Origin of the sequence: Sphingomonas sp. PAMC 26617, assembly GCF_000242835.1 — a bacterium.
Lineage (GTDB): Bacteria > Pseudomonadota > Alphaproteobacteria > Sphingomonadales > Sphingomonadaceae > Sphingomonas.
On record NZ_JH594425.1, the window covers coordinates 508635 to 528799 of the forward strand.

The 20165-nt window shown below is 63.8% G+C and carries 16 protein-coding genes and 1 pseudogene; 8 read left to right on the forward strand and 9 right to left on the reverse strand.

All coding sequences use genetic code 11. The features are described 5' to 3' along the window. Positions 1-219: 219 nt before the first annotated feature. The gene (locus RH91_RS22995) at positions 220-555 is read right to left on the reverse strand and encodes a hypothetical protein (RefSeq protein WP_010160833.1); all 336 of its coding nucleotides are present in this window, start codon (positions 553-555) and stop codon (positions 220-222) included. Between the two features lie 417 nt (positions 556-972). Between RH91_RS22995 and RH91_RS21385 the strand changes: the two genes are divergently transcribed. Then, a complete protein-coding gene (locus RH91_RS21385) occupies positions 973-1470 on the forward strand; it encodes a MucR family transcriptional regulator (RefSeq protein ID WP_010160834.1) in 498 nt (165 codons plus the stop codon). A 287-nt stretch (positions 1471-1757) separates the two neighbouring features. On the opposite strand, the gene RH91_RS02045 is transcribed toward RH91_RS21385, so the two are convergent. Beyond that, a complete protein-coding gene (locus tag RH91_RS02045) occupies positions 1758-2177 on the reverse strand; it encodes a VOC family protein (RefSeq protein ID WP_029623528.1) in 420 nt (139 codons plus the stop codon). A gap of 285 nt (positions 2178-2462) precedes the next feature. Here RH91_RS02045 and RH91_RS02050 point away from each other — a divergent pair, with 285 nt between their 5' ends. The 7 genes and pseudogenes from RH91_RS02050 to RH91_RS23000 all read left to right on the forward strand — a co-directional run. Further along, on the forward strand, positions 2463-3095 hold the full coding sequence (locus tag RH91_RS02050) for a GNAT family N-acetyltransferase (RefSeq protein ID WP_010160836.1): 633 nt from the start codon (positions 2463-2465) through the stop codon (positions 3093-3095). A gap of 238 nt (positions 3096-3333) precedes the next feature. After that, positions 3334-3951: a (2Fe-2S)-binding protein gene (locus RH91_RS02055; RefSeq protein ID WP_010160837.1), complete on the forward strand. Its 618-nt coding sequence runs from the start codon at positions 3334-3336 to the stop codon at positions 3949-3951. After that, positions 3948-4964 carry an FAD binding domain-containing protein gene (locus RH91_RS02060; RefSeq protein ID WP_010160838.1) on the forward strand — a complete coding sequence of 339 codons (1017 nt, stop codon included), beginning with the start codon at positions 3948-3950 and terminating at the stop codon, positions 4962-4964. The genes RH91_RS02055 and RH91_RS02060 overlap by 4 nt, the downstream gene beginning before the upstream one ends. Beyond that, the gene (locus tag RH91_RS02065; protein WP_010160840.1) at positions 4964-7117 is read left to right on the forward strand and encodes a xanthine dehydrogenase family protein molybdopterin-binding subunit; all 2154 of its coding nucleotides are present in this window, start codon (positions 4964-4966) and stop codon (positions 7115-7117) included. Before RH91_RS02060 ends, RH91_RS02065 begins: the two co-directional genes overlap by 1 nt. 256 nt (positions 7118-7373) lie before the next feature. Next, entirely contained in the window at positions 7374-8243 is an 870-nt protein-coding gene (locus RH91_RS02070) for an alpha/beta hydrolase (protein WP_029623529.1), read from the forward strand. 276 nt (positions 8244-8519) lie between these two features. After that, positions 8520-10397, forward strand: coding sequence for an ABC transporter ATP-binding protein (locus RH91_RS02075; RefSeq protein WP_198283220.1), 1878 nt, complete (start codon positions 8520-8522; stop codon positions 10395-10397). Between the two features lie 137 nt (positions 10398-10534). Beyond that, positions 10535-10748 (forward strand): annotated as a pseudogene (locus tag RH91_RS23000) (IS5/IS1182 family transposase); the annotation flags it as partial. Between the two features lie 18 nt (positions 10749-10766). On the opposite strand, the gene RH91_RS02080 reads toward RH91_RS23000, so the two are convergent. The 7 genes from RH91_RS02080 to RH91_RS02110 form a co-directional block, all read right to left on the reverse strand. Further along, on the reverse strand, positions 10767-12851 hold the full coding sequence (locus tag RH91_RS02080; protein ID WP_157136833.1) for a beta-galactosidase: 2085 nt from the start codon (positions 12849-12851) through the stop codon (positions 10767-10769). 179 nt (positions 12852-13030) lie between these two features. Continuing rightward, the gene (locus RH91_RS02085) at positions 13031-15124 is read right to left on the reverse strand and encodes a right-handed parallel beta-helix repeat-containing protein (RefSeq protein ID WP_232283386.1); all 2094 of its coding nucleotides are present in this window, start codon (positions 15122-15124) and stop codon (positions 13031-13033) included. A gap of 21 nt (positions 15125-15145) precedes the next feature. Further along, the gene (locus tag RH91_RS02090; RefSeq protein ID WP_010160845.1) at positions 15146-15916 is read right to left on the reverse strand and encodes an enoyl-CoA hydratase/isomerase family protein; all 771 of its coding nucleotides are present in this window, start codon (positions 15914-15916) and stop codon (positions 15146-15148) included. Then, complete coding sequence (locus tag RH91_RS02095; protein WP_010160846.1) at positions 15913-17016, reverse strand: extracellular solute-binding protein; 1104 nt, start codon at positions 17014-17016, stop codon at positions 15913-15915. Before RH91_RS02095 ends, RH91_RS02090 begins: the two co-directional genes overlap by 4 nt. A 2-nt stretch (positions 17017-17018) precedes the next feature. Further along, positions 17019-18206 carry a CaiB/BaiF CoA transferase family protein gene (locus tag RH91_RS02100; RefSeq protein WP_029623532.1) on the reverse strand — a complete coding sequence of 396 codons (1188 nt, stop codon included), beginning with the start codon at positions 18204-18206 and terminating at the stop codon, positions 17019-17021. A 22-nt stretch (positions 18207-18228) separates the two neighbouring features. After that, complete coding sequence (locus tag RH91_RS02105) at positions 18229-18981, reverse strand: SDR family NAD(P)-dependent oxidoreductase (protein ID WP_010160849.1); 753 nt, start codon at positions 18979-18981, stop codon at positions 18229-18231. Continuing rightward, on the reverse strand, positions 18978-20162 hold the full coding sequence (locus tag RH91_RS02110) for an aldose 1-epimerase family protein (protein ID WP_029623533.1): 1185 nt from the start codon (positions 20160-20162) through the stop codon (positions 18978-18980). Before RH91_RS02110 ends, RH91_RS02105 begins: the two co-directional genes overlap by 4 nt. Positions 20163-20165: the final 3 nt, after the last annotated feature.

Consider the following 20165-nt stretch of genomic DNA (forward strand, 5'->3'; position numbering starts at 1 on the left):
TTGCTTCACGCCCTGCGACGGTCCTGTTCTGGATGTCAGGGGTAAGCGCGAGCCTGTAGCTCGTCACTTCGAACCCATCACCAGGCCTATTGGAGGCGAGCGCAGGACTACACAGGAACCCCAGAGTTGTCCCGGCCAACGATGGTACCAAAATTCTGCGGATTACTAACGCCCCTTCACATGGCTCGGGGTTGGTGATGAACGTCCGATAGCTTGACGTTACGAGATGGACTTAGCAGTTGCTCGATCGGCTATACGCGCCCGGCGCTGGCGAATTTTCCATGGCACTGCGACCATGACGAACACCATCAATCCGACGAATATCCAAATCTGATCCGTCATACCTTGCAGCCAAGCGATGCATATGACGCACGGCACTGCGATTAAGGGTGTAATCTTACTAGACCACCATAGAAGGGCACCCCATCCTGGCCGATCCCAAATTTCCTTACTGACGTTTAGCAGTATGAGCGTTGCCACGACTTTCAAACCCAGCGTGATAGCGATTACCCAACTCAAAAGGTCGAGCAGCGTGGAGAAGCCGAACGTCATCATGCGACGATGATGCAACGGGGATTGCTTTGGAACAAGGCGTCAGCGCTTTAAGCGTGCGCCGCTTCTCTCTCGCCATTCCCGATTGGGAACCCACAGTGGGATAGTGGCCCGGGCGATTCGCGCCGAGAGCCGTGCGGGGCACCCCTTTCCTAAGATCTGTTCCCAATTGCTCCTTCCCGAAATGGCCTGTCGGAGACGGAGAAACGGGAAAGATCGCGCTTAACGAATGATCATTATCGGGCGCGTCGATCGCCAGCCTGAATGTCCGGGTGTGGGCGAGAGTGGCTGGGCAAAAGCCAACCTGAATCGGGTTTTGGACGCTTCAGGAACTCCTGACAACCAACTGGAAAGGTTGTGAGGTTCAGGGTGAGTTTACGATGTCCTCGCTACCCCCCCTCCTTTGAAAGGAATCTCAAATTGACTGATGAAACTACGAACGCTGTTGAGCTTGCGGCCGAATTGACGATGGCATGGCTGTCGAACCCGAATACGCGCACGTCGGCGGAGGATGTCCCGGCATTCTTGAGGTCGATGCATGACGCAGTTATCGGTCTTTCAACTGCGCCGGCAGAAGCTACCGCTGACGAAGCCGTTCCTGAATTTACTGCTGCGGTCACTGCGCGGAAGTCGCTGGCAAATCCGGATGTCATTATCTCGATGATCGACGGAAAGCCCTACAAGACGCTCACGCGGCATCTCTCTACCAACGGCCTGACGCCCGCTCAATATCGTGCGCGCTATGGTTTGAAGGCCGATTATCCCATGACTGCACCGTCCTACTCGGCAATGCGTCGTGATATGGCGAAGAAGATTGGTCTGGGCAGAAAGCCGGGGCAGAAAGCTTCTGCCAAGTCCGAGGCCCCCGCATCGACCACGAAGCGTGGTCGTGGCCCCAAGGTAGCCGAGCCTGCTTAAGGTGACAGGCGGCGAGCATGGCGGTCATGTTCGCCGCCACTAGGCTCCGCCTTGATGTGGATGATCGTCTGCTATTGGGCGCTAGCTGCTGGTCCGCTTTGCGGCTGGCAAGACCCACATCCGGACCTTCGAGGCGCCTTTTCAGATCCCCAACATCTGCCATTCGTTAATGTCATCTGGAGACTGGTTTCAAGGCCGACGGATCGTCCGCTGAACGGCGATAACTGGTGGAGAGCGGACAGGCGGCTTTTTCCCGGGCAATGCCAATAGCCGCCGTTCCATCGTCATCAGTTATCGAAGACACGAACGCCCTTGGCAGGGTTCTCCCGATAGTGAGCCAACCTCGTCTCCAGCGCGCCAAGGTGAATTTCGAGCTTATGTCCGTCCGGATCGAGGAAGTAGGTAGAGGCGCCTTCGCTCTTGTTCTCCTTCCAAACTGTGGCCTCGGCTGTCACACGCTCGCTCAGCGCGACGTAATCGACGTCAGGCACGCTAAATGCGATGTGGCTATAATCCGGGTGGGGTGATGATCGCGTGTTTTCGTCACGTGAGAGGCAGAGCCATAACGATCCGGCCTCAAGATATGCGCCATCTGCCCAAACCGCTCGCACAGCACAACCGAGAACGTCCCGGTAAAACGCTAAGGACCGTTCGACGTCGGCAACTGCCAGCGTAACGTGGTTCAACCCGCTTATGCCTGCTTTCATGCGTCATCTATCCGTGCTTGTTTCGCGTCCGCTATTGGACCGCGCGAGCGGGGGATCAAGCGCCCTACATTGGGCGCTAGCCGCCGGTCCGCTTTGCGGTCGCGAAGACCCAGTCCCGGACATTGGCGATGGTTCTTTGTTTTTCCAACTTCGGCCTCTTGTTCATGTCAGTGCAACGGCCGCCCTCAATTCAGGTTTTGATTTTTGGCCGGCGCCGTTCCATGCCGCACCCAGGGTTTAAGGCGCTAGTTTCGAAAAGCTCGAGACAGCTGCTACGCTTATCACATGGCAATCATCCGCAGCTATACGTCGACCGACCTCGGTTCGCTGTACGCCATCGCCGTCGCTACCGGTGACAGCGGCTCTGACGCCTCCCGCGAGTTCCGCTACCTAGAACTGCTCGGGCATGTCTACGCTGCTCCTTATGCCATCTTCGAGCCCGAACTTGCGTTGGTCATCGAGGATCAGCACGGAGTTGCCGGATACTGCGTAGGCGCATTGCAGACTCGGGCATTTGAGCCACTATTAAATTTACGGTGGTGGCCAGCGTTGCAAAAGCGTTATCCATTGTGTCCCCTCAGCGGCTCAGGTTGGCGTTCGGCCGCGGACGATGCCATCATCCAGCTCATCCATCATCCGCCCCGTTCGCCCTATTGGCCGGCAGAGGACTACCCTTCCCACCTTCACATCAACCTTCTCCCGCGCCTCAAAGGCCAGGGTCACGGTCGCAGGCTGTTGACCGCCTGGCATGAGCGATCCCGAGCAATGGGTTCCACAGGATTTCACCTCGGCGTCGATCCGAGGAACACTTTGGCGATCGGCTTCTACCAGGCGATGGGACTGGACAGGCTGCTCCCCGCGACGACGACCGCCCCCGACGACGTCATATGGTTCGGAGCACGTGATCTTCACCGATAGATAAACCGACCCCCTGGTACTGGGTCGCACGCAGGCTTCAGACCGGCCCTGTAGCAGCTTAACCGAATGGTAGACGCCCGAGATAATTAGACGCTCACCCACCTTCGGTCGTTCGTTCAGCGACCTTGGCCGCCATTCCGCCGGCAACTGCCTCTCGCACTGAAATTACCGGGTTGCACGAACACCTTGACCCGCCCAGCCGATAAGGCGCAGCAAGTGCGAAGCCGAGGAGGCCTGCATGGCTAGCGACGAACAGTTTCACGACACCAGCCTGACCCGCCGCGCCACCTTGCAAGCAAGCGCCGTCCTCGTCGCGCTGCCGCTGGCGGGCGCGACGGCGGCGGAGGTAGATACGCCCCCCCCGGCCAAGCCATCGGGGCAGAGCTTTGCCCTGCGCACCACGGTCAACGGTCGGCCCACGACCGCGGAGATCGACACGCGGACATCGCTGCTCGATCTGCTGCGCGAGCGGCTGTCGCTTACAGGCGCCAAGAAGGGCTGCGATCACGGCCAGTGCGGCGCGTGCACGGTCCATGTGGATGGGCGGCGCGTCGCGTCCTGCCTGACACTTGCTGCCAAGGTCGACGGCCGCCGTGTTACGACGATCGAGGGACTTTCGGACGGGCAGACGCTACACCCCATGCAGCAAGCGTTCATCGACCATGACGCCTTGCAGTGCGGTTACTGTACGCCCGGTCAGATCATGGCAGCAGTGGCTTGCGTCGCCGAGGGTAATGCGACCAGTCGCGAGCGGATCCGAGAATATATGAGCGGCAACATCTGCCGCTGCGGTGCCTATGTCGGGATCGTCCAAGCGATCGAGGATGCAGCCGCCAAGATGGAGCGGCAAGCATGAAGCCGTTCAGCTACTCGCGCCCGGCCACTCCGGCGGAGGCGGTGCAGGCGTTCGCCGGCGCAGGCGTAGGCGCGCGCTACATCGCCGGCGGCACCACACTGTACGACCTGATGAAGCTCAACATCGAACAGCCCCAGCACCTCATCGACGTGACTGCGATCCGCGGGATGGACGCGATCGACACGAGCGGAGAACGGCTACGGTTCGGGGCGCTCGCGCCGATGAGCGTGGTCGCGGTCGATCCGGTGGTCGTGCACGACTATCCCGTGCTGGCGGAAGCGTTGTGGAAGGCGGCATCGCAGCAGTTGCGCAACATGGCGACGGTTGGCGGCAACCTGCTCCAGCGGACGCGGTGCCTCTACTTCCGCAACGGCAGCGGCAACCCGTCCTCCGTCGGAGTCTTTCCTTGCAACAAGCGGGTGCCGGGCTCGGGCTGCGCGGCGATCGGCGGACTCGATCGTGGGCAGGCGGTGCTCGGCCAGAGCGACGCCTGTACCGCGGTTTCGCCCGGTGACTGGCCTGTCGCGCTGACCGCGATGGATGCCGAGGTCGAAGTGGTCGGCCCGGCCGGTGCTCGCAATATCCCGATCTCCGCGCTCTACCGATTGCCGGGCGACACACCACACCTGGAATTCACCCTCGCGCCCGCCGAGATGATCGTCGCCATCACCGTCAACAAGACTGTCGCCGGGCGCCGCTCGACCTATCACAAGATCCGCGACCGCGAGAGCTACGCCTTCGCGATCGCCTCCGCGGCAGTGGCACTGGAAATGGACGGCGACCGCATTGGCCGTGCTCACGTCGCGCTTGGCGGCGTCGCGACCCGACCCTGGCGCGCGCCCGAGGCCGAGCGATTTCTCATCGGCAAGCGGCTGACGCCCGCAGTTGCGCTTGACGCCGGCAAAGCAGCGTTCGCGCATGCCAAAGCCGGACATCGTAATGGCTATAAGGTCGAGCTCGGCGAACGCACCGTCGCCGACGCGCTGACCATTGCTGTGGGAAGGACTGTCTAATGACCACGGCGCCATTTGCCGACCGCGAGCGGATCGACGCCCGCGAAAAAGTCCTCGGCGCCACGCGCTATGCGGCCGACTTCGCGCTACCGGGGCTGCTCTACGCGATGATGGTGCCAGCGACAATTGCCAAGGGCCGGATCACGACCCTATCGGTCGCGCCGGCGATGGCGGTGCGTGGCGTCGTGCGGGTCCTGACCGCGGATGACTTCCCGGCCCCGCCCCCGCCCCAGAAGGGCAGCCAGCCACCGCCGCCGACGATCACGGCCGATATCGCCTATCGCGGCCAGCCGGTCGCGCTGGTGGTCGCCGAGACGTTGGAGGCGGCGATCGAGGGCGCGGAGGCGATCCGCGCTACCTATGCCGCAGAGCCGTTTGTGCCGCTGATCGATAGCCCCGGCGCGATGCGCGAGCCAGCAAAACCCGTTCAGGCCGGCAACACACCCCAAGTCCTCGCTGCCGCACACACGACGGTAGACGAGCATTATGTCTCGCCAGCGCAGCACCACAACCCGATCGAGATGCTGTCGACCACGGCCGAGTGGCGTGGCGGCAAGCTCACCATCCACGAGGGCTCGCAGTCGTCGGGATCGATCCGCGCCGCCGTCGCCAAGGCGCTGCGGCTCGATCCGTCGGTCGTGGAGGTCAAGAGCGCCTATGTCGGAGGCGCATTCGGCCAGAAGGGCGCGGTCCAGCGCCAGACGGCGATCGTCGCGCGCGCGGCGATGCTGGTCGGTCGGCCGGTCAAGCTGGTGCTTCCGCGCGGCCAGATCTTCCACAACGCCACTTTCCGGCCGCTCAGTCGCCATCACGTGACGCTCGGCTCCAGCACCGACGGGCGGATCGCGGCGATCCGTTATGATGCGGAACACCAGCAGTCCCGCAAAGGCCAGTTCCCCCCGAGCTACCATGAATCTACGTCGAAGACCTATGGCGTCGCGAATTACGACGGAACGACCGCCAACGTCCGGCTCGACACGCAAGACCCCGGCTACATGCGCGCGCCGCACCCCCACCCGGCGCACTTCGCGTTGGAAAGCGCGATCGACGAACTCGCGTACAAGTTGGGCAAGGACCCGGTGGCATTCCGCCTTGCGCACGAGAACACCACCGACCCATTCAGTGGACGCCCGATATCCTCCTGCTTCCTCAACGACTGCCTTGCAGAGGGAGCACGCCGGTTCGGCTGGCAGCGGCGGACGATGGCGCCCGGCTCGATGACGCTCACCGACGGCTCGCTGGTCGGCTGGGGCGTCGCGGGCGGCGCCTATCCGGCGAACATGACCGCGGCGATAGCAACGCTGCGCATTGGCGCCGATGGAAGCACGCGTATCGCGGTGACCGGGCACGAGTTCGGCCAAGGCATTCGCACCGTAATCGCGCAGCTTCTAGTCCGCGACCTGGGCATCGACCCGGCGCGGCTGGAGATCGCGATCGGCGATACGGATGCGGCACCCCAGCACACCACCGCCGGTTCGTGGGGCACCGCCTCGCTCGTCCCCGTCGTAGAAAAGGCGGCGGCGGCAATGAAGGCACAGCTCGCGGAGCTGCTCGCCGGGCGAACCCCGGCGGGTGACATCCATCGCCAGCTCGTCGCCGTCCGCCGCCCATTCCTGCAGGTCGAGGTCAGCAACCTCGGACCCGGACAGGAACCCGCCGCGCTCGACCAGCTACGCGCCGGCGGGAACGCCAAGATCGGGCCGGATTACCCGACCTTCACCAGCTTCAGCTACATTGCGCACTTCGTAGAGGTCCATGTGGAGCCGCATACCCGGCGCGTGCGCGTGCCGCGGGTGGTGAGCGTCGCCGACTGCGGCCGGGTCGTCTCCCCACGCACCGCCGCCAGCCAAGTGCGCGGCGGCGTCACCATGGCGCTCGGTTCGGCGCTGCGTGAGGCGACCGAGGTCGATCCACGCTATGGCGGCTGGCTCAACGACGATCTGGCCGACTATGTCGTCTCGGTGAATGCCGATATCAGCGATATCGATGTAGCGTTCATCGACCGCCCCGATCCTTTGCTTAACAGTGCTGGATCGAAGGGGTTGGGCGAGGTGTCAATGGTCGGCGCAGCCGGCGCGGTCGCTAATGCGGTCTATCACGCGACGGGTAGGCGTTTGCGCAAAATGCCAATCCGTATCGACGATCTCCTCTGAGCGTATCGCGGCGGTTAGACTCAGAAGACGACGTTCGATCGCCCTTCCGCGCATTCCACCTTCGGCCATTTGTTTAGGTCGAACGCTCGCTTCCGAGCCGCCTCACGCGTTCGCTTTATCACTGTACAGCTACGACCAAGGTCGCAGTATTATTCTCCCTCCAATACCATCAGTATCGCCGGAGCGGCTTGCTTAAGTCGCCACGTTCCGGCCGGCGTTCGTTCCTGCAAGACGCGCGCGAAGGAGACCATGCTTAGTGCAAATTCCCAAACACTTCCTCATGCTCTTGCTTATCTCGGCGTGCCCCGCAATTTTGGCGCTGGACGCGAACAACTCCGCTATTCCGATCTGGCCCAACGGAGCGCCAGGTTCAGAGGGGCATTCGGGAGAGGAAGAACAGGTCGAGGCTGGTGCCTACGTCCACAATGTCCATCGCCCTTCCTTAACTGTCTCACTCCCCGACGCTGTGCGAGCTAACGGAGCTGCCATTGTCATCATCCCCGGTGGTGGTCATCGGATGCTGGTCTTCGAAAACGAAGGCATGGTTCCCGCCCGAGCGTTGAACCGCTACGGCATCACGAGCTTTGTGCTCAAATACCGGCTCGCACGGGAGGCGGGCTCTACTTACACGATCGAAGGTGACGCCGCCTCAGATGCCCGACGGGCCATCCGCTGGGTTCGGGCTCATTCGAAGGATTATGGCCTCGACCCACGCCGGATCGGCGTCATGGGGTTCTCTGCTGGAGGTGAGCTGGTGTCGCTGGTGGCGGACAATCCTACGCCCACCGTCCTGCCAGCAACCGATGCTATTGATCGCATAAGTTCGCGGCCCGATTTTCAGGTTCTCATCTATCCCGGTCCACTCGGGACGCCGGGGAGGTCAGTCGTTGGCGCTCCCCCCGCCTTTATTGCTGCCGGTACTCTTGATCACTGCTGCGCGCCGCCGGCGCTCGCTCTCTACACCCAGCTTCGCGATGCAGGTGTGCCTGCGGAACTCCACATGTTCGCCAGCACGGATCATGGTTTCAACCTCGCCATGCACAACGACCGCATCTCAATCCAGCACTGGCCAGATCGCTTGGCTGACTGGCTGAGTGACGAAGGTTGGCTAAGTTCCAGGCGTTAACCGGCACAAAGGCATCGTCCGCAAGGGCCCATAGTCGGCCATTCGCGCGCCTCTGCCCGTTTCCCAACTTCAGACACTCATTCATCCGCCCGCCCTTCGATCTGGCTAACAAAAGCGACCGCAGCCCAACCCGACATCCCAACTGGCAACTTTGAGAGGGAAACAGCGAGTACCCCTGATACCACCGATTGTGTACCGAGAGTCATGCAGCTGACCTCATCACCTCCAGCAGTCAGGTTCAAAGCAGGCGACAGCCTCCCAATTTGGAGTAGCTGAATGGCAGACGGCGTCAGACAGGTGCGCGGCGGTATGCCTGTCCGTCCGACCACTTGGCGTGAGCGGCTGGGCGCACTGCGCAATCTACCACCCTTCCTAGCCATGGTCTGGGGCAGCAGCCGGCTGCTTACTGCCACAACGGGCGCCGTGCGGCTGGTGCGAGCGCTTCTGCCCGTCGCGACGCTGTTCGTAGGCAAGCTCATTATCGACGAGGTCGTCCACCTTACCCACCTTACGGCTCGTCCGGCTGGACTCACGGGTTGGCTAGGCTCCGGCCTGCTCGATAGGTTGGAGGCACTGCTACTGGCCGAGTTCGCTTTGGCGGTCGCTTCCGACCTCCTTGGCAGAATCGTGTCACTCGTCGACGGGCTCCTCTCCGACCGTGTCAGCAACGACGCGAGCGTAAGGCTGATGGAGCACGCTGCCACTCTGGATCTTGCCGACTTCGAGGACGCCGCCTTCCAGGATCGGATGGATCGCGCGCGCATGCAGGCCAGCGGCCGCATGTCGCTGATGGGGCAGCTATTCGGCCAGGCCCAGGACATCATCACGGTCGTGACCTTCGCCGCGGGCTTGGTCGTTTACGCCCCGTGGCTGATCGTGCTGCTCGCCATCGCTCTGGTACCCTCGTTCCTCGGCGAAGCGCACTTTAACGCTCTTAGCTACGCGCTCAGCTACATGCGAACACCCCAACGGCGGGAGCTGGATTACGTACGACAGGTCGCCGCCAGCGCGGACACAGCCAAAGAGGTCAAGATCTTCGGCCTTAGCCCTTTTCTTATCGACCGCTATCGTACCATCTCACGCGACACGTACAGCGCGAGCCGACGGCTGGCGCTGCGCCGGGCGGTTTGGGGCTCGGGCTTCGCGGCTCTTGGCACGATCGCCTATTACGCCGCCTACGCCTACATTGCTTGGCGAGCCGTGACTGGGGCGATCACCATTGGCGACCTCACTTTCCTTGCGGCCTCGTTCCTGCGGCTCCGCGGGCTACTGGAAGGACTGCTCACCGGCTTTTCTTCGACCGCCGGCCAAGCACTGTACATCGACGATCTGTTCTCCTTCTTTCGGACCGAGCCCGGTATCCGCTCACCGGAGGGAGCGCTGCAATTCCCCGATCCCGTTCGCCAAGGCTTCGTTTTCGAGAATGTTGGCTTTCGCTATCCAAGCGCCGAACGATGGGCGGTACGGCACCTCTCCTTCACGCTGGGGCCGGGCGAGGTGGTCGCACTGGTCGGCGAGAACGGCGCAGGCAAAACCACGCTCGTGAAGCTGCTGGCCCGGCTGTACGATCCGGTAGAGGGGCGCGTTCTGCTAGAGGGGCGCGACTTGCGCGAATACGATCTTGACGGTCTGCGCGCCGCCATCGGCGTGATCTTCCAGGACTTTGTGCGCTACAATTTGCCTGCCGCCGACAACATTGCCGTCGGTCGCATCGAGGCGCGCGGGGATCGTGAGCGGATCGAGGCGGCAGCGTTCGCCGCACTTGCCGACGACGTTGTTGCCAAACTGCCCGACGGTTACGACCAGATGATCGGAAAGCGGTTCCGGAACGGTGTCGACCTTTCCGGAGGCGAATGGCAGAAGATGGCGATCGCTCGCGCCTACATGCGCGATGCCCAAGTATTGATCCTCGACGAACCTACCGCAGCGCTGGACGCGCGCGCCGAGTACGAGGTGTTCCAGCGCTTCCGGGAACTGAGCGCGGGACGCTCTGCGGTGCTGATCTCGCACCGCTTCTCCAGCGTTCGCATGGCAGACCGCATCTTAGTGCTTAGCGACGGCAAGGTGGAGGCATCAGGTACCCATGACGACCTGCTTGTTGCAGGGGGCCGCTATGCTGAATTGTTCGAACTTCAGGCCGCGGGCTATCGATGATCCACCGTGACCCATAAGACGACATTCAGCGGTCGTTGCGCGCCCCGCAATTTCAGACATCCGTTCATGTCCGCCCCACACATGGACGAGCGGCCGTAGGATGATAGGAATTTGGCACGCTTCGGCCGCTCGACCTTATCGAGCGCCAGGGTGCCGTGCCCAATATCTCCTCCAAGGCGAACCGGCGCTGGAAAAGCTGCTTCTCGCGCTCGCTCTACAATGGCTGAAACGTTGTTGAACGCATGATCTGCCGCCTGAAGGATTATCGCCGCATTGCTACCCGCCACGACAAGCTCTCTACCAACTTGGCGCGCGATCTGCCTCGTGGCAGCCGTCACTTGGTGGCTATGAATCCTGACCCTAGTAAGATCATTCTTCTTCGATGATGGCGACGTCCCACGCGGCAAGGTCAATTGATCCGCCGCGCGTCACCTTGCGCTTATGGAGCAGTTCGGTGCCTGCGGCGGGCGCCGCCATATGCTGTGGCACCGCCGAATAGTTGAGCACGTACCGGACCGTGTGGCCGTTCTTCAGCGTGCCGCCGCGCACGATCAGTGGGAATTGCACGCCGGGGACAGATGGCGAGACACCTGCACGCGTAACCTCGGCGGCGACAATCTTGCTGGCCAAGGTGTCGCTAGGCATGAAGCCAACGTAGCTAACCTCGCCTTTGCCCCAGCGGTTACGGGTCATCGCAGCGGCAGCCGGCCATGATGTGTGCTGATAGCGCGCCACGACCTTTGCAGTAGTAGGCTTCAGCATCTCCATCCACCAGCGCGCCGTGTTGTCACCGTCCGAAACCCCGAACGGATTGCCTGCCAGTGTGACCCCAACTGGGATGGTGAACTCCTGGTAGGTGACGCCAGCCGCTTCGGCGATCGCACCTGGCTGTGTAGCAAAGCGGACCGTCGTGTTCTCGTCCGAAAAGCCGCTCTTGAAGGTATAGAGCAGATGCCCGCCGCGCTTGGCATAGTCGTTCAGCCGCTCGATCTCGGCATCGCTCGCCGCGTACAGCGCAGGCACGATGATGAGCTTGTAAGTATCGAGCTTTGCCGTGCTGTCCGGCGACAGAATGTCGGCTTCGACGTTCATTCGATAGAGTGCATCGTAGAAGGGGCGCATCACCTGATTATATTCAATTCCCGCCGGCTTGAACGAATCGAAGGCAGTCTGGGCGGCGTTACTCACATACACCGCAACCTGATTGTGCTTCGTCATGCCTGCCAGCTTCGGTCCGAGCCGGGCGATCTCGGCACCGATCTCCTTCGCCGCTGCATACTCCGCATTGGGCTTGTAGTCCTGTGACAGCAGCCCCCGCCAGTAAGTCTCGGCGGCATTGGCGGTGGTTGCCCAATGCCAATAGGCGACCAGCTGCGCGCCGGAAGCGAGATGGCTATACGCCTGCAGACGAAGCTGGCCGGGATAAGGAGTCCATTGCGGGAAGCCCTGGGCCTCGGTTTCCAGCACCAGATAATTTTGTCCATTGCGGATCGAGCGGGCCTCGTCGCCGCCAAAGGCGATCTCCGCGCCGGTCAGCTTGTCCTGGGTTGGATGATAAATGTCCATGCCGGCGATATCGAGCGGGCGAGCCGCCTTCCAGTGGTCGGCTTCCGGTTGGATGCCATAGGAACCATCGCGCCAGCCCAACGAAAAGTTCTGCGTCATGAACTGGCCCGGTCGGGCATGGGTGCGAACGAGCTTCGCCTGCCACGCCAGGAAATCGGTGACGAGGGTGCGCTGATAGGCTGCAAAGGCGTTGGACATGCTCGCGTTGATCGAGCCGTTGGTGGACGGGAAGTCCTCCCACCGGTTGATCCGGTTCGACCAGTAATTCAGGCCCCACGCCTTGTTGAGGACATCGAGGCTTGGCCATTTCGCCCTGACCGACCGGGCGAACGCCGCCTGCACCGCAGGGCCGCTGGTATTGAAGGAAGACGTCTCGTTATCAAGTTGATAGCCGATGACCGCAGGATGATCCTTCACATGCTCGACCAGCGCGACGATCACGCGCTCGGCCGCTGCACGGTAGTCGGGATCGGTGATGTCCATGTTCTGCCGCCTGCCATATTGCGCCCGGACACCGTCCGGGCGAACGATGAGCACATTTGGATGCTGCCGGGCGAGCCAGGTCGGCACCGCATAGGTGGGCGTTCCGACGATTACCTTAATGCCCTGCCTTTGCATCGCGGCGAGCATGCGATCGACATGGGTGAAATCGAACACGCCGGGCTGCGGCTCTAAGGTGCCCCATGTAGACTCCGCGATGCGGACGACACTGATCCCTGCCGCCTTCATCATGCGCGCGTCTTCATCGACTCGGTCGACCGGCGTGTATTCGTCGTAATAGGCAACGCCATAAAGGATGGTATTGGGCACCTGCGCCCGCGTCGCACCGCTCGGCACGGTGCCCGCGATGATTGCCAGAAGCAGCGATCCCACCCGACGCATAGTCATTCCCATCTCCCGTCTTGAGAATGCTGCACACGCGGCTTGGCGTGGCGCCTTCTCTTATGAATGCGATTATGCCAACAATATAAGCGAGATAGCAAAGAGATATTTTACAGAACGTATTCTGAGATATCGAAAAACACATCTCGGGTCCGAAAGGAGGCGTCGGCGGCATCTCTTCCGCGTCAGGGCTGCTCGGGCTCGATCCCCGCGCGTGCGATGACCTGTTGCGCCGCAGCGGGCCACTTCCCCTTGGGCACATCGATGTTTTCGATGTCGCGGTTGTTTAGATACTCGGTCCAAGCACCGGTGCGCCGTCCGGAATCGTGCCAGTTGCCGACAGCGCTATTGTCCTGCGCGGTACGCCGTGGCGCGATGTCGTTCTGCGAATTGAGGTTGAGCCAGACGCCGACGTTGCTGACTGCGTTATTTCGTAGCGTGACGTAGCGCGAGCCCTCGTCGAGGTAGAGCGCGATCCCGTCCTTGACGTCGTAGATGTGGTTCTCCGCGATGAGCGCGCCAGGGTCCGCTGACAGATGGTAGATCGCGCCGCCGTCTGGGAACCATTGCTTCACGTCATGCACGCGGTTGCCGACAACGACCGTGTCGCGCAGCGTTGTCGGCGTGTCGTACATCAGATTGCCCGGCTGGCTGTAATACCCCCGGTTGGCCGTCAGATAGGCTGCGCTGCCGCCCGGATCATTGACCCCCCACCCCCAACCGACATCGATCCCGTCGTAGGGCGTCCCCGACACGTCGTTGTGCCAGATCACTGCGCCGCTGGCATAAGTGACCAGGATCGCGGCCTGCTCGCGATAGTGCTGCGACACCGTGCGCACCAGATTGTTGCTGATCAGGATGTCGCGCACCGCCATCTCCGGACGCGAGGGATGGTGTGCGTCGGGCTGCACACCACCGACCATGATTGCCCCGCCCGCGAGATCGGTAAAGCGGGACCGCCGCACCTCGATCGCCGTCGTGCCCAGGCCGATACCGCTGTCGTTGGCATCGGGATTGTTGCCGATGCCCAGCCCGATCTGCCCGAGCTGGGTAAACTCGTCATGGTCGAAGACGACGCGGGTCGCCGCGGCGACCTGCACCGCGGCGGGCTGCTGGCGCCAGAGGTTTCGCATCGCCTCGAAGGCCCAGCATCCCCACGAGCAGTCGCGGATCGGATCGTCGGGATAGCCCACCCAGTCGCCGGCCAGGAACGAACCGCTTTGCTGGCTGGCGTAACCCTCCGGCCCGGACGGCAACAACCAACTGGTATGGCGAAAGCTGATCCCGCGAAACTGGAGGTCCTTGATTGCGTCGTCATAGCCGCCGGCAATCGAGACGAGCATCTCGAGGCGCGGCAGCACCACCTCGAGCTTCGTCATGTCCTCATTGGCTGCCGGTTTGTAGTAGAGCTTGCCGAGCGCCGGATCGGCATACCATTGTCCGGGCTCGCGCAGGAAGGCGAGCGCGTTGACGAAGAACAGCCCGGCGTTGTCACCCCAGACGGAGCGCGCGAACGTATCATACCCGACCAAGTTGTTGCGCCAGCCCGGCTGTTGCATGACGATGCGGTTGCCCTCGATCCGGTCCACCATCGCGTGCCGATCGGTGAACCAACCGGTCGCCTCCACCTCGATCCGGCGCTGATCGGGCAGTGTCGCCAGGAAGCGCCACGCTGGATCGGTAATCTCGATCCCGCCCTTGTCGAAGCGGACGGCGGTACGCGGTGCGCGCACCGCCGCTCGAGGCGCCATGTGCCCGCCGACCCACAATTGCCGCGGATCGATGCCGCGCGGGATCGATGCGCTCCAGATGCCGCGCTTCGCGTCCGCGATTGCCCAGCCAGTCACGCCGTCCCCACCGGACAGCACCGGACTTGCACCAGGTGCGGCTTCCCAGCGGACGGTGTAGCCGTTCTGGCCGCCGTCCGCGGCGGCGAAGCGGAGCGGGGCCGGCAGTCGGTAGGTGCCGTCGGCGAGCCGCACGGTGACGTCGTGATCGCGGTTCAGCCGCCGGACTGCGGCCTGCGCGCGCGCAAGGGTGGCGAACGGACGCGCGGCCGAGCCGTCGCCGTCGTCCGAGCCCCCCGGCGACACCGCCAGCACGATCGGCACCGGCGTCGGCCGACGCGAGATTTGGATTACACCGGCGGTATGGGCGCGACTGGCATCCACCGGTTTGAAGGTCGGGATGTCGAGCGCGGGTGCAAGCTGCGCCTGCGCGCCGACCGCGGTCACGCTGGCCGCGATCGCAACGATTGCCCTGTCAAGCCGCATACTCATTCTCCAACATCTGAACGTAGATTATCGCCGGTTGAACACCGGCACGCGCTTCTCGGCGAAAGCGGCGCGGCCTTCGCGCGCGTCGTCGGTCGCGAAGCAGATCGCCTGCAGATCGCGTTCGTAGCGCATCGCCTGATCGAGCGGCATTGTGGCGGCGGCATGCAGGTTGGCCTTGGCGGTCTCGGCCGCGATCGGCGCGCGCGATGAGATCGTCGCAGCGAGCGCGCGGGCGCGCGCCATCAGCCCATCGGGCTCGACAACCTCACTCACCAGGCCCCACGCGAGCGCGCGCGCGGCGTCGATCGGGTCGCCCGTCATCACCATCAGCGCCGCGTGCGAGCTGCCCACCGCGTTGGTCAGCAGCGCGGCCATCCCGCCGCCGCCGATCCAACCAAGCTTGATCTCCGGCGCGGCAAACTTCGCGTTCGCGCTGGCGATGCGAATATCGCAGGACAAGGCGGTCTCCAGTCCGCCGCCGAGCGCATGGCCGTTGATCGCGGCAAGGCTCGGTTTACGCATCCTGTGGATCGCGTCGCAATAGTCCGTGCGGTTCCGGAAGTCCCACGGCGTCGCATAACCGTCGAGCGTGGCGATGTCGGAGCCGGCGCAGAACGCCTTGGGGCCGGCGCCCGTGACGATCACGCAGCGCACCTGTGGATTGCGGTCGCATTCTTCGGTCGCGGCGACGATCGCCTTCGACATTTCGGGTGTCGCGGCGTTGAACTTGTCGGGACGGTTGAGGGTGATCGTGGCGACCGGTCCGTCGATCTCGAAGAGTAATGCGTCGGTCATCGTTCGGCACCCGGTTGGCGAGATGCGGCGTACCGCCGCTGGAGGTCGTCGAGCAAAACCCGATGCGGTTGCCCTTGCGCCAGCGCATCGCGGATCGCAGCCGAAGCCGCGGTCTGGAACGCGATCGCGCCGTCGTGGCGGGGGCGGACGTGGGCCGCCTTAAGGGTTGCGGCGGTGGCACGGTAGAAGTTGCCCCAGCGCTTGTTCACCGCATCGTCGTGCCAGGCGGCGCGACGGCTCGGCTGCCCCTCGTGATCGGGGATGAAGCGTATCTGCGCTTCCGCGCTCATCAGCCAGCGGAGGTGGTCCAGAAGTGCCGGCGAAGCATTGCAACGCGCGGAGACGCCGATGCCGGTGCCGCCGAGCGTCGATCCGGGTCGCGTGCTCGCTTGGGCGCGCGGCGCGTCAGCGAATGTGATCGTCGGGGCGTAGTTCACATAACCGTAAACGAGCGGGCAGAGCGCGATCGTGTCCCCCGCCGCCATCGCTGCGAGCAGCCCGATCGGGTTTAGCGCACGAACGGCGTCGGGCGTACGCGCAGCGATGCGCGCCATGATGTCGAGGGCTGAGAGCCCGGCATCTACGTCGATCAGTAGGTCGGCGTCGCTGGTATCGGTGCCGAACGACGCGACGATCGACCAAAGCGTCAGCGCGGCATGCGGCCCGGCCAGCGACAGCGCGACCGGTATCCGCTCCGGCAGCGCGACGACCGTGTCCCAGGTCGTCGGTTCGGGGCCGTCGAGCAGGTCCGCGCGATACGCCATCACCTGCGTGGCGGCGTCGAGTGGAAGCGCCCAGTGCCGCTGGGCGTAGTGATAGCTCGACAGGCACGGCCCGATCGTCTCTCGCCGTAGCGTCGCAATCTCGTCCACGCCGAACACGTCCTCGAGCGGGCGCAGGCAACGCGCCGCGACCGCCTCGCCAATATGTGGGTGATCGAGCACGACGAGGTCGTAGTGCGCGCACACCTCCGCAATCGGATGGGCTTCGAACCCCTCCAGCGGCTGGCGGTCCCAGACAAGCAGGCCGTCCGTCTTCGCGGCCGCCGCGTCCAGCGCCGCATAGCCGCGCGGGTGATCCCAGGTGAGGCCGTGATACATCCTCAATCCTGCCGAACGACGCCGCCGGTGAGCAACGCGTCGATTGCGGCGGCGTCGTACCCTGCCTCCGCCAGCACCTCGCGGCTGTGCTCGCCCACCTGCGGCGCACCGCGCGCGACGGACGAGGGCGTCTTCGAGAAGCGGATTGGGAAACCGGGGGTCTTCACCCGGCCCTCGCTGGAATGGTCGTATTCGACGAAGGTGCCGTTGTGCGCCACCTGCGGATCGGCGAGCAGATCGGCATAGCCGTGCACCGGCCCTGCCCAGATGCCAGCGGGTAGCAGGATGTCGAGCCACTCAGCCGTTGTCTTCGCCTTCAGCCGAGCACGGGTGGCGGCAAAGATCGCGTCACGGTGCGCCCAGCTGTCGGTCTCGTCGTCCATGCCCGCAAACGACGGCTCACCGATCAGCGCGCCGAACTTGGCCAGGCTCGCGAAGGCGATGACGATGAACGCATCCGCTGTCTCGAACACGCCGTACGGTGCCCGGATGAAGCTGTGCGCGTGCGGCTCGGCCGAGCGGGTCTGCGGCTTTCCGCCAACGGTGTGGACCGAAAGTTCCTGCATCTGGAACGTCGTCACGGCATCGAGCATGTTGACCTGAACGAGCTGCCCCTCCCCCGTTCGCTCGCGGTGGAGCAGCGCCGCCAGGACGCCCTCGAACGCAGTATAAGCGGTGACCGCATCCGCGAGAAACTGCCCGGCCGGCTGGGGCGGATCACCCGCCCGCCCGGTCGACAGCATCGCGCCGGAGAGCCCCTGAAGCAGCAGGTCCTGCCCGGGCCGATCAACGTACGGTCCGCTCTCGCCATAGCCTGACATCGACACGTAGACGAGGCGCGGGTTTATCGCCGCCAGCGTGTCGTAATCCACCCCCAGCCGCTTTGCGACACCGGGGCGGTAGTTCTGAACGAACACGTCTGCATCGGCAACGAGCCGCAGCAGCACCGCTTTCCCTTCCGCCGATTTGAGATCGATTGCGAGCGAGCGCTTGTTGCGGTTGAGCGACAGGAAGGAGACGTTGATCCGGTTGCCGCGCGCGCCCCCGGCCGAGGCATGGCGCTGCCACTCGCCCGTCACCGGCTCGATCTTCACCACGTCGGCGCCGAGATCGCCCAGTCGCTGCGCCGCGAATGGCCCGGCCATCGCGATCGAACAGTCGAGGACGCGGTAACCCTCTAGAATTTGCATGAGCGTCGCCCTTCCCTTGTCGTCAATGCATGATCCAGCCGCCGTCGACGTTTAGCGTCTGGCCGGTGATGAAGCCCGCCTCGTCGGAGACCAGGAAAGCGATGGCGGCGGCGATGTCGGCGGGGGCGCCGCGGCGCTTCACCGCCTGGTGGTCGAGCACGAAGCGCGCATACTCTTCGGGATCGGGATGGATCGCCTCGGCATCGGTCGGGAAAGCGCCCGGCGCGATCGCGTTGACGGTGATGCCGTCGCCGCCGAACTCGCGCGCCCAGGCCCTCGTCAGCCCGATCAGCGCGCCCTTCGACGCGACATAGGGCGACAGCAGCGCCCAGCCACCATAAAGCGTAACGCTGGCGATGTTGACGACGCGGCCCCAACCCTTCGCCTTCATCCCCGGCAGGGCGGCCTGAAACGCGACGATGCCGGCGTCGACGTTGACGCGCTGCACCGCCTGATGCTCCTCGATCGTATAGGTCTCGAAGGGCTTCGACGGGTAGATCGCGGCGTTGTTGATGACAACGTCGATGCCGCCGGTGCGCGCAATCACCGTTTCCAGCGCAGCCCGCCACCCGACGAGATCCGACAGGTCGGTCGCGAGCGTGATCAACCGCGGACGCTGGTGCGACGGCAGGGTCGCCTCCAGCGTTGCCATCTTCGCGGGATCGTGATCGACCGCGATCACGGTCGCGCCCTGCCGGATGAGGGCAAGCGTCGTTGGCAGGCCGAGCCCGCCGGCGGCGCCAGTGTAGAGGATCGTGCGTGCGAGGTTGCTCATCGCGCCGTCCTTGAAATGGAGGCAAAGGTGCCGGAGGGCTCGGGGAAGTCAGCGTCGGGCTGAATGGCGAGCGCGGCGATCCGCGCCTCCGCCGCGGCAATGGCGTCGGCGCCGTCGAGGACGGTCAGCTCGGTGTCGTAATGCCGCTCCTCGCCATGCTCGAGCCAGATCAGCTCGTCCCGTTCTAGCGCAAACGGTTTGCCAAGGACGTGATTGGTCGAGGGCTCAAGGCCGACCGCATATTGGCCGGCCTGAAAGTTCTGCCATTCGTACTGGCAAGGAAACTGGTGCTTGCGCGTGGTCACTTGAAAACCGAGCCCAATCGCGTCGTTGACCAGTGCGACCGGCACGCGCCCGTCGGCGTCGGCGGCAAGCTCGTGCTGCCAGACCTGCTCGTGGAAGCCCAGGCGCGGACTCGGCATCGTTCGATAGCCCTGTCCTTGCGCGCAGTACGCCTCGCCTGCGTGCGCCGCCCAGACCACGTCGCGAATCGGTGCGAGGTAGCGGGATCCTGCTGCGAGCACCGGGTAGCCGACGTTGATGTGGTAGCAGAACATGTGCGGCGTCCGGTAGAAGCCATGGTTGACGACGCGATCGCGCAGCCGGATCGTGTCGCCACCGACGTCGGCCTCGATCCGGCGTATCAGGTGAAGGTCCTCGCCGAACACGGTCGCCTGCTGGACGACGCCCTCGCACCACAGCGCGCAACGATCGCCGTCCCACGTTTCGCCATAGCCGGTCAGCCGCGCCGGAATCGTTCCCACGCGGCCGTGGAGTGACGACGACACCGTCGGGCGTGGGCCGTAGACGTAATGCGCGGCGTCCGCCTCATCCATGAACAAGGTGTGGTCGAGCCCGCACGTGACGATCAACCCGGAAAGCGAGCGCAGCCAGGCGAGCCCGCCTTCGCCTTCATATTCGTGCAAGCCCGGATGACGGAACCCCGCGGGGGAATGCCAGCCGATCGCGCGGCCAGCGTGCTCACAATCGGCGATGTCCATCGCGCGGTCGACGAGCACCGTGAAGCGCAGCCCCGAGCCGGTGCGGAATTCCAGCATCCGCACCCCGCGCTCGACCCCGTCGCCGAGCGTCATCAGCCGCACGCCAGCGAACTGCGATAGCGCGCCCGCGTGCATGGCCAGATCCCGGCGGGTCATGTCACGTCCGAAGAGTGTAGTCATCTG